At 41.0% G+C, this 15,325-nt stretch carries 13 protein-coding genes; all 13 read right to left on the bottom strand.

Annotated elements, in window-relative coordinates; all coding sequences use genetic code 11:
• Positions 1-13 precede the first annotated feature (13 nt).
• Complete coding sequence (pseB, locus tag JMX70_RS05580; protein WP_201590280.1) at positions 14-1,012, bottom strand: UDP-N-acetylglucosamine 4,6-dehydratase (inverting); 999 nt, start codon at positions 1,010-1,012, stop codon at positions 14-16.
• A gap of 1 nt (position 1,013) precedes the next feature.
• Positions 1,014-2,282 carry a sugar transferase gene (locus tag JMX70_RS05575; protein ID WP_201590277.1) on the bottom strand — a complete coding sequence of 423 codons (1,269 nt, stop codon included), beginning with the start codon at positions 2,280-2,282 and terminating at the stop codon, positions 1,014-1,016.
• Positions 2,283-2,533: 251 nt separating this feature from the next.
• Positions 2,534-2,911 carry a pilin gene (locus tag JMX70_RS12640; protein ID WP_201590274.1) on the bottom strand — a complete coding sequence of 126 codons (378 nt, stop codon included), beginning with the start codon at positions 2,909-2,911 and terminating at the stop codon, positions 2,534-2,536.
• 141 nt (positions 2,912-3,052) lie between these two features.
• On the bottom strand, positions 3,053-4,384 hold the full coding sequence (locus tag JMX70_RS05565; RefSeq protein ID WP_201590271.1) for an O-antigen ligase family protein: 1,332 nt from the start codon (positions 4,382-4,384) through the stop codon (positions 3,053-3,055).
• A gap of 147 nt (positions 4,385-4,531) precedes the next feature.
• Positions 4,532-6,349 carry a PglL family O-oligosaccharyltransferase gene (locus tag JMX70_RS05560; protein ID WP_201590268.1) on the bottom strand — a complete coding sequence of 606 codons (1,818 nt, stop codon included), beginning with the start codon at positions 6,347-6,349 and terminating at the stop codon, positions 4,532-4,534.
• Between the two features lie 175 nt (positions 6,350-6,524).
• On the bottom strand, positions 6,525-6,887 hold the full coding sequence (locus tag JMX70_RS12635) for a prepilin-type N-terminal cleavage/methylation domain-containing protein (protein WP_201590265.1): 363 nt from the start codon (positions 6,885-6,887) through the stop codon (positions 6,525-6,527).
• Positions 6,888-7,229: 342 nt separating this feature from the next.
• A complete protein-coding gene (locus JMX70_RS05550) occupies positions 7,230-7,691 on the bottom strand; it encodes a type IV pilin protein (protein ID WP_201590262.1) in 462 nt (153 codons plus the stop codon).
• Positions 7,685-8,203, bottom strand: coding sequence for a type IV pilin protein (locus JMX70_RS05545; protein WP_320158249.1), 519 nt, complete (start codon positions 8,201-8,203; stop codon positions 7,685-7,687). The genes JMX70_RS05550 and JMX70_RS05545 overlap by 7 nt, the downstream gene beginning before the upstream one ends.
• Positions 8,204-12,199, bottom strand: coding sequence for a pilus assembly protein (locus tag JMX70_RS05540; protein WP_201590260.1), 3,996 nt, complete (start codon positions 12,197-12,199; stop codon positions 8,204-8,206).
• Positions 12,200-12,219: 20 nt separating this feature from the next.
• Positions 12,220-13,059, bottom strand: a complete 840-nt coding sequence (locus tag JMX70_RS05535; RefSeq protein WP_201590257.1) for a PilX N-terminal domain-containing pilus assembly protein — start codon at positions 13,057-13,059, stop codon at positions 12,220-12,222.
• Complete coding sequence (locus JMX70_RS05530) at positions 13,056-14,108, bottom strand: PilW family protein (RefSeq protein WP_201590254.1); 1,053 nt, start codon at positions 14,106-14,108, stop codon at positions 13,056-13,058. The genes JMX70_RS05535 and JMX70_RS05530 overlap by 4 nt, the downstream gene beginning before the upstream one ends.
• Complete coding sequence (gene pilV, locus JMX70_RS05525) at positions 14,108-14,677, bottom strand: type IV pilus modification protein PilV (protein WP_201590251.1); 570 nt, start codon at positions 14,675-14,677, stop codon at positions 14,108-14,110. The genes JMX70_RS05530 and pilV overlap by 1 nt, the downstream gene beginning before the upstream one ends.
• Positions 14,677-15,177 carry a pilus assembly FimT family protein gene (locus JMX70_RS12460; RefSeq protein ID WP_227671173.1) on the bottom strand — a complete coding sequence of 167 codons (501 nt, stop codon included), beginning with the start codon at positions 15,175-15,177 and terminating at the stop codon, positions 14,677-14,679. Before JMX70_RS12460 ends, pilV begins: the two co-directional genes overlap by 1 nt.
• Positions 15,178-15,325: the final 148 nt, after the last annotated feature.

The raw sequence follows: 15,325 nt of genomic DNA, 5'->3' as shown, positions 1-15,325 counted from the left end.
GCTTTCTCACTATCTAAAATTTACCTATCTTCTGCTCGTTTTCTCTTAACCATATGTTTAGCTCTGATGTAGTCATCCATTCTGGATTAGTATCACTAGCATAAGTGAAATTATCGGGCACTTTTTTACCATTTTTGATACGTTCTGGCGTGCGCCACCAGTCATTGATAGCTGGTAAAATCTTAAAATACTTATTATACTCATAGGTATAATAAGCATCCTCACTACCTATCATTTGTTCGTGTAGCTTCTCTCCTGGGCGAATACCAACTATATCGAGCTCAGCGTTGGGTGCTATCGTTTTAGCCAAATCTACAAGCTTAATAGAAGGAATCTTTTTGACATAGATTTCTCCGCCAACCATATCCTCAAAAGCATGCCATACTAGCTCAACACCTTGCTCTAATGAGATCAAGAATCGTGTCATGCGCTCATCCGTTATGGGTAGCACTCCTGAGTCTTTAATACTATTAAAAAATGGTATCACGGAACCGCGAGAACCCATCACATTACCGTATCTAACTACCGCAAACTGAGTACCATGTTCACCAGCGTAAGAGTTCGCTGCTACAAACAACTTATCTGAAGCAAGCTTAGTAGCACCATATAGATTGATAGGGCTACTAGCCTTATCTGTAGATAACGCTACTACGCGCTTAACGCCCTTATCAATACAAGCATCGATTAGATTCATTGCGCCATTAATATTAGTTTTGATACATTCAAAGGGATTGTATTCAGCCGTCGGTACAATTTTGGTTGCAGCAGCATGAATAACATAATCTACGCCATCTAAGGCTCGATATAGTCTGTCCTTATCACGAACATCGCCAATAAAAAAGCGAATACGAGACTCATCAGTAAAGTCCTTCGCCATCTCCCACTGCTTCATCTCATCACGTGAGAATATTATAACTTTTTTCGGATTGTACTGCTCTAGTAGCATAGGTGTCACTGTTTTGCCAAAAGAACCTGTACCACCTGTGATTAGTATTACTTTATCGTCAAACATCCTACCGCGCCCCAAATCCCGTCATCATCGTCTGAATCGTCTTTATGACAATCAATAAATCCAGTGTCATAGAAAAATTCTTAATATAAAAAAAATCATGCTCAAGTTTAATCTTAGTCTCATCTTCATCACTGGCATAGCCATGCATCACTTGCGCCCACCCTGAAATACCGGGTTTTACGATATGGCGATAGCGATAGAAGGGAATGGTTTCATTAAAGCGTTCAACAAAGTCGAGCTGCTCAGGACGAGGACCAATCAAACTCATCTCACCTTTTAGTACATTGATGAACTGCGGTAGCTCATCAAGACGAGTCTGCCTGATAAAGCTACCAAATTTTGTCACTCTCATGTCATCAGTGGTCGCCATTTGAGCACCATTTTGCTCAGCACATGGCAGCATACTACGGAACTTATACATGGTGAACAGTTTACCACCTTGTCCAATGCGCTGCTGCGTAAATAGTACAGTGCTACTGCTATGACGACCTTGCCACTTTAGAGCTATTGCAACCAATAAAGCCAAAGGTATTACGATAGGAGCAGTAATTAATATAGCTAACGTATCCAACAGACGCTTTATAAGCAGATAGCTCTGTGAAGGGAGCAGCGAGCCGAGGTTATTCTCATACAGATGTTTGATAGGGAGACGACCCGTCAGCGACTCGCGCACCTGCAAGACATTATAGACTGGCGTGCCCTGTAGAGCCGTTTCAGCTAATAGCTGCTCCCACTCTGCTGACAACTCCTTGTCTGCGAGGTCTGCTACTACCGCATGAAAAGGCAAACGCTTATGACTAGCAAGCTCAAAACAGGGCGTCAGCTCAACCCAACGCACATCTGTTATATCTAATAAGCTTTGGCAACGACCGATAGGAATATATCCTATAGTCACTTGCGTCACTGCGCGGAGATAGACTTGCGAGATAAAGCAAAAGAGTAGTCCTAGAACGCCACTAAGTACTAGATAATAAACGGAATAAGGCAAACGAAAGATAAAAAGTACTAATCCTACTACTAAACTAACGCCTAATAGAGTTGGCAAAACAGTTACCATGGATTTCTGTCCCGGAAACTGGGTCAGGCGCTCCAACCCTATTAAGCTCAAAATAAGCGCGATACTACTGGCAACGACACTATTGACCTGGGTAATCAGTATATTATCGTCTACGATATAGCTCAAAAACAATAATACCGCTGGTAATAAACAGACAAGCAACCAACCTACTAGGATTCGTATACTTAAGTATTGCCAAATATGTTGCTGCATATCACTTAGATAGCCTTATGAAATAACGGTCATTTATACAGGTCTTTGCTTTAACAAAGTTATGCAGGAGTCATAATATCATTGAAATAACATAATTATTAAATACTAAACATTTTTATCCAAATATATCAAAAGTAAGTATTTATAACTTATTATGCAACATAATTTATTTCTTACGACTAAAGAAAACAGCATATCTAACGGGCGGTATACTATTAAATGGGTTTGCTATACTTGATGGTCGTTCGATATTAAGGCAATAATCGACAAGGTGTACCATTTGGAATATCACACTGTATACGAGCATTCGAAGAAGGCTTGGCAGTAGCTTCAACTACTTGTTGTGTTGCCAACGTCCAGCCCGTCGCATCGGTAATGTACTGACAAGCATTCAAAACTGGGGCTACAGGCAAGGTAGCATCATCTTGATCATTAATCAAAACAAAAACTTGGGTACTATAGGCTCTCGCTTCTAACAGACATGCGTTCGCTTGTGATTTGCTAATAAAAGACTGATAAGTAGGTATGGCAATAGATGCTAAAATTCCTATGATAGCAATTACAATCATTAATTCTAATAGCGTAAAACCCGTTTGAGAGTTATAGCAATGCTTTAATGGTGATGCCATAGTAATCACAGTTTTAGTAGATATTGACTTATCCTATTGCATATCTTATGCCATTGGTGCTGATGAGGATCGAATATAGTGCTTAATAGCAGTTATAGACTGCCATTAAGCCTCAATTAACTACAGATATTAGAGTTTATATCACAATCGGTAGCCATATACCCAAAAACGTGGCGGGGTAAAAGGAACCTCCGATAAAAACACTTCGGTAGTTATCAACAAATCAATGAACCAAAGGCTTACCACAACATAAAATAGCGATGGTAACAAAGTTATTATAAGATTTTTTGGTGTTGAAGGTACTAGACCATCAGAAGTAAACTCGGGGTTTTTCAGTAAAAATACAAATAACCATAGTAGTACCATTTGAGTCACAGGATAGATATGTACGCCCGAAAAAAACATATCCAAGCCAACTGCGGATAAGGCTGCTATAACAAAATAACGACTCCTAGACTGCCAGTTGATACGTTTTAAAATATTTATCCCTATATAAAATAGAAAACAAAACCCTAACAACCCAGTTTCACTTAACACTTGAATGAATAAATTATGAGGATGTGCTGCCAAGTGCTTATAACTATCTAACTGATAAAAACCGCAACCCCATAGCGGTTGTTTTGACCAGCACTGATAGGCATTCATCCATAAATCGTCGCGTAAACTGGTCGTGACTCTCAATATTTGTGAATCCATATCTGAGGATCTGACAGCGTTAAGATTAGCGATATAATTGACTGATAAGTAGACTAGCCAAGACGATATATAGACTAGGATAAGTGGATAACGAACATGACGATAGAACATACTAACTGTGACGATAAATAGAGTATAGGCCAAGATAGCTGAGCGTCCAGCATCGAGTAAAATAGCTAGAAATGCCAAAAATAAAAAAAGCAGATATAAGTAACGATAGCGTTGATTTGTCAAATAGAGCCAAACAGCAAAAATTGAAACCAGTAAAAAATAACTGTCATAGACCCGAATATTCCATGTCAATGGATACCAAATCGCGGCATACTTACCTGTCTGAATATAATCCCATAACGCAAGTGGCAATTGAATAAACATCGTCAAGCTACTGAGTACTAACAGTTTGCTAGCCAACTGACGATATTGCAAAAGACCAAAGCTCTTGTACATTAAATACGCTAGTAACAGCTCAGAAATGACAAAAGCAGGCTGCGTCCAAAATGTACTACCAACTGCGACAAGAGCAAAAAAGAAGAGCTCACCTTTAGCGATCTTATCGCGTTGAAAAAAGCAAGCAATCAAACCAAAGAATAATAATAGGACTATTTGAATAACTCTATATTCATTATAAAACAAATAACCATCCTGCGTCGTAAAACCAAAGATGAAAAGTAAGCTATAAAATATCAGTAATAGCTCTATATTCAACAGAGGTTTGATATAACGGTTAAATGCCAGTTGGTTACTTGATACATCTAATAGCGAGCGAGGACTAGTCATAAGTAGGAAACAACAAAAATATAAGTAATAATGGAGTGGCTTGTTCAATCCGTTGAATAAGACACTGGGTGATTATTATTCTAGTCAAAGCTTTACATGCTTTTCACGTGATAGCTAAGTTAAGCCATTATCTTAACTACTATATTGTCACCACGTTGACGGAGGCGTGGGGCAAGACTTTAAATTGTTATAAAAATTCGTAATTTGATAGCGTAAGCAAGCGTTGTAAACTTTATTCTCTAAACCTTTAAGAGTTGGGTGAGCATTGTAAATAAAGACTAGCGATTGACCCAATTGGCTCGGGTAAAAATGCCATGAGCGCTGCAACCAGTCAAGACCCGCTTCCTTGTGACCAACTTTATATTCATACAATCCTCTGTACTGAGATGATTGCGGCGTTGGCTTATATTCGCTATATCTGAGTAAGGCGGCGACCTGATCGTCGCTGAGACTATCTGCCATGATATCTATATTCTGTACAATTAACTTATCTTCATCTTCTCTAAACAAAGGTAATTTCAAAAACACCGAATAAAAAGCATTCGCTCTAGCGTTATACTGTTCTTCTTCACTAGTAGCGTTTACAGCATATAGACGATAGTTGTTTTGATATATAAACATAAAAAAGCACACCACTGCCAAACTGGCCAAGGATATGATTAGGATGGGTAACTGATATAAAGAGCCCGCATAACGCTTAGGACTCTCAAAGCGCTGATTTGGTATGGTGGTCAAAAACAATACAACTGCCATCAAAAAGAAAGTGTTCCATAACGGATATTCAACCATACTATGTATAGCCGTAATAGTCAGTAAGGCTAGTATAAATACATTTTCAAGTTTCAACGACGTCTTGATAGCAGGTATGAGTGCCCATATCGTGCCTACGACGACGATAAGAGTACCGACAACTCCCATTTCAACTAGCAGCTCACTAATAATATTGTGTGAATGTTCTGGTAGCTTTTCTTGCTGATGTAAGTCTAGAGGCATTATGTCTAGAGCTCTAGAAAATGCCTGAAAAGTAGACTCATTCCATCCTTGGCCAAATATAGGCGCTTGCATAAACCCTAATAGCGCTTTTTTTAATTCATACCCACGCGCAGTATCAGTACCACTTGATAAAACACGCTGAAGCCCTGTCTGAGTAGCAGTATCAAAACTAGAGAGTATAGCAGGCAATAACACTTGCGGAATCAGTATCAGAGCACTAGTAGCGATTAGCCATTTGGACGTCACAGTAAGCTGGCGGTAGCATAGTATCTGCAATAGCGCCATAACTGTCATCGCGATACCAAATAGAACAATGCTTCTAGATCCGACTAATCCCAATACTACAGCCAGTAAAATAGTAAATACTGCGCTTAGGTAATAAAACTTATTGTCTCTAATGCCTCGTATCGACAGATAGCTACCTGCTACGATACCCCAACATAGATAATGTGCCAATAAGTTACGCTGACCCAGCTGACCTTGCATACCATTGTCTGCACTCACGTTAAAGACACCTAATATAGTCACTTCTAAGCCGATCGCCTGCATCACAACCACCACTGCTTGTATGCTAGCACCAATCAGTAAAGACCATGCTATAACACTGATTAACTGTGACCTATCGATGATAGCGTGGATACTCCAAGCCATAGCTGCAAACAGCACAAACAGAATCGCCGCTTTGATATTGCTTTCGTTATAGATGACATCGGCCAATAATGGCTGTAAGAGCCAGTAACCTGCCATCGCAAGTAACACATAGCTAACACGAGGAGCACTAGTACGCAGCGACTTAGTGATGGTCGCCAGTAGTACAACCATTATACATAGTGCGACCACCACAAAGTCTTGGTACAGACTACTATAGACAGCATAGTGCCCCGAGATAGCAAAGGGCACGATTAATAATAGCGTTATACACGCTAGCATAGCGCTAACTGACCAGTGTCTGTTATGATCTATTGGCTTCATGGATAACACCTGAGATGAAATGGACTAATATACAAAGGCAGCTGATAAGTGTAAGGCTTTATCATAGTCAACTAAATAATGCTGCAATGAACAATAAAGCTCGATAAAAAACCCCTCAAATTTGAGGGGTTCTTATATGTTAAACACTACTATCGATCAACTATTTAAAGACAAATTAGGTGCTAACTGAACAAGTCCCTGTAGGCATATCACAAGATATCTCATTAGATGCACCTGGATCTTTAGGCGTGAAGGTAACAGGCGTATTAGATAAAGACTGAGGACTAACATAAGTACCCGGAAAGTCAGTTTCACTAGATGCTGTGCAAGCTGACAATGCTGGGGCAACAACAGCTTCACTAATTGTTGCATTTGTGGTTACAGTACGAACATAACTCGATGCTTCATCTAAACAAGCATTGGTAGCAGACTTGATGGTATAGTTCTGATACGCAGGGATAGCGATCGCAGCCAAGATACCGATAATAGCAACAACGATCATTAGTTCGATTAAGGTAAAACCTTTTTGAGCGTTCATAAGAACTCCTTTAGAGAGGATAAAGATAACGGATATTCGCTCGCGCTATCTCTCGTTATATAATGTATTGGATATAGTGTATTGGTCTTTCGTGCTCTATTAGATGCATATATCATGATTAGATGCATATATCATGCCAATATCATTAACCGCAGTAGGTATATATGCTAAGTGCTCAATACTTATCGTTATTTATTGATACTTTGATGTAAATACTTAACATACTGCTATCTACTGACACTAATTGTTACGCTAAGCATACCTAAAAGTGTCAGTTTATGTCAATGGTGGCTACTCTGGCTCACGATAACTGACAATAATTGTCAGTTGCCAGACTATTTTTTAGTCATTCCACTGACCACCGTTACCGCACATATTGACACTATCTATCATTCGGCATTTAACTCCTAAATGGTTAAGAGTCAGACTGCCATCTTCCATCTGGCCGCCTGATATTGGTTCAGCTGTCAGTGTCCAATTTCTGCCATTTAATGTCGTACCACTAACAGGTTCGACAGTTATATTATACAGCGCTGTCCCATTATTAGGAAAGGTAGTACCTGCACCACTCACCGTATTGCTAAATATCTCACTGAGCGGGATACGATCATAGCGTCTATATGTGATTTTATTGGCTTCTATTCTTGATGCTATCTGCTGCATTTCCGTCATCATATCGACGCGCTTGGTCTTTATGACATAAGACTGATAACTAGGATAGGCAATAGCAGCGATGATACCTAAGATAGCGACAACTATCATAAGTTCAATGAGTGTAAAGCCCTGCATACTATGCTTTACCATGGTTTACTCCCTGCGCCGCAGTTCTGTGCTGTTACCGCCAGTAGCATAATATTGCTGACTGTTGAGGCGCATTTAATACCTTGGCTAGTGAATGCCAGCATAGGACTGTTTGCGACCAAGCTCCCCGCACGTGGCGTGGCAACCATAACCCAACTATTCGCCGGCTGCGCTGTGGACAATGACGTTGCGCTAGGCGTACCGACTGAGTTGACATTCATGATCTGTATCGCATAGTTGTGATTAGCAACAGTGCTACCTCTAGGGACATAGATCGTATTAGCAGTGGTAGACCAACCTTGACGCGGCGTAAAGCCACCATAGGTCAGGGTTTTTGCTCGCCACTGCTCAAGCTCTACGCTCATACCTAACATACTTGACTCGGCCTCACTACGTGCGTTTTTTTGTACGTATTGCCTATATGAAGGTATGGCGATAGCAGAAAGGATACCCAGTATCATTACCACTACCATTAATTCGATCAGGGTAAAACCGTGCTCAGTATGGCGGCTCACTTACCTCTCCTTCCACTGCATCGGATCTATCTGAGAGTCTGTGACAACTTTACAGTTGGTACCAGAACAGTTGACCCCTTCTGTGAGCGGATTGACCTTAAGCTCTACTTTACCAGTACTACAATCCCCACCTGGACAGAAGTTCTCAAGAACCACGACGCTGTTTTTGGTATCCCCCGCGAAGTTACCATCTGAGATAACATTATCTACGATACCGATACCAGCGTTAGATAAATAACGCGTTTTTCGTACTGTCCAATCTCCAGTAAGCGCACCACTTGCATTGACTGCCTTACTTAGACATACCCCATAAGGTAAGCATAACTGCTCTCTTTGAGTACGACCCGTCACCCCAGCAGAACATCTACCCGATGTATCACCAACATTAGGATTGTAAACAGTCGTGAACAGCAGCCCTGCTATAGCATCAGGCTGATTGAACATTTTGAGACCTCTATTATTAGTTGTGATGGTTTGTGTACCTGTGCCACTGGTTTCTGACCACACTGTCAATGGCATATACCAGCCCAATTTAGTATAGGCATCCATTTGCGTTTTGATCGTAGCATCATTACTGAACTGACCAGAGGCATCAGTAGTTAGTGGGACCAAGTTCGCAGGTGTAACGGCGGTTGCTTGTTTCAAAGTCGTGGTCACATCAGCACACTCATTATCTGGCGTATCTTGAACGTCATAACAGAATAAATCTGATCTTGCGATATCGCGATCGATAAAGGTATAGATTCGATCAGCCACTTCACGCTGTGCTCTCACAGGAGAGCTTCTATCACCTGTACCTACAGTCAATAACCCGACGATTCCAGGGTTTTCACCAATTCTAGTGAATGTAACTAATGGTTTCTCATATATTCTCGGTAGTGCGTCAGTGCCAGCAGAGGCAGCGTTGGTACCGCTAGCCGATAAGTCAAGTATCTTAGCGACTCGCTCGACCTTGAAGTTACTAGCATCTTCAGCGCTGTTAATATCTACGCGCCATACACGACCACCTAGGTCAGCAAACACCACCTGATCCGTCAGACCATCATAATTACGATCAAGTACTCGTACTTCGGTCACGATACTGTGATTCATATCGGTTACTTGAGTGAAGTTGGCATTGCCAGCGCCATTGTTATCGCTACTGGTCCACCACAGTAGATCACCATTGCCGATAGTCGTATCAAAGCTGCTCTCATTACTTGCATCAGGATTAGTCGCTGAGGTGCTATCGACTTGTTCTTGACCGACTTGTACCATATACAGACCGTTACCTTGCGCTTTGGTTTTACCATTACAATCTGGAACAGTGTTGGTAGTAATAGCTGTGCCTAACTGGAACTTAGGATCTTCATAGCAGCGATCATAACCACCTGCTAGGAAGTTAACCATGACTCGTTTGCCGCCTTTCATTACATAGCCGACTCCTGGCTTTGCAAAGCTAAGCCCCATTCTCGCATAGGCTTTTTGATCATTGGTATTAGTCGTCGCATCAGCAACAGTATCATTTTTGACACCTTTGGCATTGGCACTACCTTCTATCGCGTAAGTCGAGCCGACTGAATAAATCATCTTCGGGCTACTGATATCTGTCAGATTGAGTCCATAATACATCGACCCACCCATTCGTAATCCACCAAATGCGAGAGACTGTAGCGCCGTGATTTCGGTATCGGTATATTTATAGTTATTAAATACGGTCCAGGGTCCATCGACACCGAATATAGGATGGGTTGTTGAGACTCTATCAGGATCCACGAAGCTTGCGCCTTGTTGCTCTAGGACATGCTTGGGTATAAAGGTAAAGACTTCTTCGCCTGCAGTATTGTTTCCATAATTGGAATCTTTTATTAGATGAAGAGCGCCGTCAAGCGAGCCGTACAGTACATAATCCTCGCGTTTGGTATTGTCAATCGAACCATCCGCTTCTAGCTCTGCTTTTTTGGAAAGAAGTTGTGGCAATGAATGCAATACACCGCCCAATTGCTTCTTATTGCGATCAAAAGCGACGCCAACTGCAGTAGAATCATTCACATTCAGTGCATTGGCAACTGGAAACCCTAAGAAGTTTAAAAGCTGCTGCTTCTGAGGATTGGTGTAGCTAGTCAGTGCATTGAAGCCTACTGGCTTTGCAGTTGCTGTTATCGCGTTTGTGCTGATGTTTTTGAGCGTCCCGCCTTGATTAACGTAGAGCTTGCGGCTATTACTGTTTTCAAAGATATGCTGATAGGTACCGCCAACTTGGGGCTTACCCATATCAGGTCGCCTAGTATCTGCACGACTGGTATTGATAATCGTGTTATACAAGTCAGAAGTATTTAGGGCAAATACGCCATCCTTGCCAGTGAATACTGCTTTATTATCTTTATCTACCAAGGTGCCGTTCTTTACATTATATTTTTTCAGATTACCACGCCATAGTTTTTTTGGCGATAATGGGTCTGGATCAAGTATCGGCAGATAAGCAAACTTACGCGAGGTTGAGACGTTAAGGTCATCTAGAGGCACTGCCATACTACCAGTAGAGATAGGAGGGATAACTGTTGTTAGCCTACCTGTTAAGGACTTGACACTATTTACGATATCTTGTGCACTCTCTGCATAATAAAAACCACCTTGACCTTTAATCCCTAGATTACATAAGTTCTTAGCATTGGTACTGGTTCCCGCATTACAGTCAACAGAGGTTGTTGCATTCTGAATACTGTTATAGACAGAACCAAAGCCAACCGTAGCCGTCTTAATCGATATGCCACTAGGGTTGGCAGTATTCAACAGCTTATCTGAAAAATCAGACATACAGTCCCATCCAGAAACACCACCAGCACTACAGGTTACTGACAGTGCTCCAGTACTTGAACCTACTGGTTTTAAAGCATTATCCATCACTGTTTTGGCAATCTCTTTGCTGGAAGCGTTTGGCTCGCCATCCGTCAGGAAATAAATACCATTGCCAGCACAAGTTTCATTACTCGCAGGTAGGGGTTTATCGTAGAATCTACCATTAGCAGTTTTCGATGTGACTACAGAATATGGGAAGCCACTATATGCATTGTCCGTGATGGTAGTATCGAAAAGTGGATATGGACTAATATTATTACTAGTTATCAGTGGATCATTGGCTGCTACTTCTTTTTTATAAAAGTCAATTTTATTGGAAAAAATCCCAATACCAGTTGATCTATACATAACATGACCATTCAGGTCTAGCTCATTACTATCGAGTCGAGACGACATATCTTGCCAATCGTTGCATCTAATAAAATTATTAGATGGACTTAGCGAGTTTATATCTATACTTTCCCAACCTACACAGATACTATCAGTACGATTGGTATCAGAACTAAAAATACTTCCCTTATCATCTCGATAAGTCTCTTTTTCTAGCTTAAAAGCATTATAAGTAGCTTTATTAGTCGTTGTGCCCATCATGTAGGCGCCGGCTTCCGCGTAGGCCTGAGCTGCAGGCGTACCGCCGCTAGCCCTCAAATTAAGAACAAAGCTATCGATAGTAGACTTATGGGCTGCGTCAAGTTTTTTTGCGGGTACATCGATATGACCATTATCTGTATTACCACTAGACTGTCGAGGATAAGTGCCGATACCTATCTTCACGATACCTTGCAGCTCAGGATCTCTAACCAAATCAGAGACGCCCATCTTGAGGTTATCAATACGGCGATAATACCTTCTACCCCCGCTATTACAATACTTACGTTCATATGGATAATCAGTAGTCGAGCTTTGAGTCTGAATATTATTACTACAAGTATTATTGTTAGCTAAATCAATTATATCCATACTACCGGAAATATCGAGCATCAAGGTAATGACAGGCAGTGCTGCTTGTGGGCCTTTGTATATCTCAAGATCACCATGGCGCTCAAGACTAGCGTAAGCGGCACTACCCAGCATACCTGTTACCACGGCAACCGTTATTGCTTTAAACTGCCATGAAGGGAATTTATTACTCATGTTTGTTTTCATATTGTTTTTCATAATATTCACCTGTATATATGTCAGCTTAAACAACGCACACCGATAGGTTTAGACTTATAAGCTTGCATTTGGGTATTGAAAGGTACATTAAGACTCTCAAGGCAAGCATCAATACTACACTTCACAAATAACTCAGGACGCGTAGCATAATCTGAATTTTCAGACTTCACCTTTTCTTCACACTGATCTTTTAGAGTATCTGTATTTACAGTTTTCAAGCACGCGTTTATTTTTGAAGTAGAAGCGTTTGAAAAGGCTGGAAGTAATGAAGTGGCATATACTTCAAAATCAGCACATTCAAAAGGCGACTGCCCTGTAGCTGATATCTGATCATCAGTCCAAGTCAGATCCCCTTCTTGGCTGTATGGCTCGGCTTCTTTGACATCGCTCTTTGCAAACGTGATCTGCGTAACCGTACGGCTTTCACCTACATAGTCTGCTGAGTCACCAACATTGCAAAATCCATCGTCTTTACCAGAGATATATCCTGTGCCATCTATGGTTTTTTCAGTGAGCTTGGTTGCATTGAAGAACCTATTGGTCTTAGGACGTACACAGAAGACAACCTCTCTGCCAACATACTGTTTGCCTGGTCTGGTGACGTAGCCTCGGACATTATCGACACTTCTGCCTTGACCTATAGAACGGTCTTCTTTTTCTAGCTTATTGAATGCCGCGTCAGTAGATTGAAACGTCAATTTATTGACTTGAGAAGCCGTAGCAAGTTTTAAGTCTGTCGTACTGCGTTGTATCGCTATAGTGCCGATTAAGGTTATTAAGATGAGCACTAGTAAGACAACAATCAATACTGCGCCCGATTCTGAACCTCTGATAAATGTGCTGTTAGAAGTATTAATCATGGCTTACCTCGTGCATTGCGAAGGAGAGTAGTGGTTTCATATACGTTTCTGAGGTACTTGCTACCCCTATTAGCAGCTGGATTAAGCTGCTGATTACGTCTGTCTAATATATTAAAACGCAAACTACTATTTTCCTGCTTAGACACCGTTGGCGTATCCGAACGAATCAGCAATCCAACTTGGACACTCACTATGCGTCGACCTGCTAACGTCGTTGGGTCACTAGGCAAAGGCTGATAGACGAGAGCTAAATTCGTAGGATCAGAAGTAAATTCGTCTTGAGCTGTAGTCCCTAAAAGTACTCTAAAATAATCCACATTTGGTATGACAATAGTGCCATTACCGGTCACATCCGCTAAATCAGATGAGACATCGATACCCGATGTTGTCGCAAGTACCTCATCATAAGTGTAAGTCAATGAAGCACAGGCAAGACCAAGACTGTTTGGCGTTACCGTAGTATCATTGCGGACGAAATAGCGCTCTATAACGTAATCATCTTTATCGATTTCTTCGCCATCACAAGTGAACATACCGTCTTGATATGCTTGATATTGAATAGTAAGTTGATCGCTTTTAGTATTTGTCGTTAAATTACTAGCGCTGTTAGTTGGAGCATTGGCAGATAGTATAGTCGTCGGTAGAGCATTACTACCGTTTTTAAGACCATTTAGATTAGACCCCGTCCATGTTGTTACAGTAGTAGCATTAGGTGGCGTACCCGTCGTTTCCGTTGTACTAACTGGCCTAGTTAAAACGACTCCACCCTGCGGTGTTAGATGATTGAGATAGTAGGCACTCGTTGTATTTGAGTTTGCACCATAGTTGGCTCTACGTAGATGTTGACTGAAATCATCTATTCCAAATATCGTATTATTTTGAATCTCAGAGCCTGCTTTCTGACGATTATTATTTACACTACTCGTATAAAAAATTTGTAATGCAGCAGCAGAGATCAAGAGCCCTAGTACTAAGGCTATCATCAACTCAATGAGGGTGAAGCCATTTTGTGACTTATTAATACAGGAGGAGTAATTTGAGTTATTCATTAAGTCACCTCCATAAACATACAAGTGGCTTTTGGATGATAAGCCCCACCTAATGTAATTGTAGTATCTGCATTAGTAACCTGAGGAGTCAAGCAATCAACATCACCATCACTACCTATAGTTGGTGTAGTACTGCCCCAAGCACTGATAAGACACCATGAATACATAACGTTTGTAGCGTCCTGACCACCAGTACTAGGACAGGCGTGTAGATTTACCGTGAATCCATGATTGCTCATATCTTGCGTATAAATATACGCTTCTGCTGCTGCTAGCTGAGCTGGGGTACATACTGTGGTATCAGAACCATAAAGGCCACAGCTTATAGCGGGCGCACTCGCTGTAGGCGTATTGATAGCTGTCTGATAAGCAGTAATTGCAGTTGGGTTTAATCTAATCTTCTCACCCATGTTACGCATCATGACAAGAGATTGCGTACGTTCAAGGGATTCATCAGTAGCTTTTATGGCTTGACCTTGCATTGCCGTAAAGCCAAGCATAGCAACTGCTAGGATAAGTAGCGACACCATTACCTCTATTAAACCAAAACCTTTTTGCTGTATATTCATTAGCAATTCGTCCCTGAACATTCAAACGCTCTCTTTGTATTCACTCGAACTCTTTGGGTTGTAGCACCTGCTCTTGTATCTCCTATATCGATCACTAGATTAACAGCGGCACCAGTTGGCGTTGTTATGTTGCCTTCTTTACTGATAGTAAAGGTAGTGAGTGTAGCAGGGTTAAATGTTAGTGAGCTATTACTACTTAACGTATAGCTGGTAAGTGTAGTACTATTATCTACTAGAGAAATTGAATTAGTAGTGTCATCGTATCTCCAAATAATAGTGTTTCGATTTACAGCACTTTCCGACTTTGCTCTTGCAATGGAAGTCTGGACGATAGTGGAAGTAGATTTCACTTGATTTTGGGCTAATTGAGCAATTATATTAGGCGCAGCAATACTAATAATAATAGCAAGCACGGCAATCGTTACCATCAGCTCTATCAGGGTAAATCCTGAGCTGCTCATTCGTAATTTTCGTGCTACTTTATTTGCAGATGCTTTCACTCAAATCCCTATTTATAAGAAATACTATCTATCATTAATATAATATTTAGAGTGGTCACGAGTACTCATAAACTATGCTAACTTACTTACAAATTAATCAATATATTCATCTATAGCTATGCAATTTCTATTCCACAAAATTATCTAA

The sequence above is a fragment of the Psychrobacter pulmonis genome (assembly GCF_904846465.1).
Taxonomy (GTDB): domain Bacteria; phylum Pseudomonadota; class Gammaproteobacteria; order Pseudomonadales; family Moraxellaceae; genus Psychrobacter; species Psychrobacter faecalis.
The sequence above is the reverse complement of the archived record's forward strand: the minus strand, read 5'-3'. Positions and strand labels throughout refer to the sequence as shown.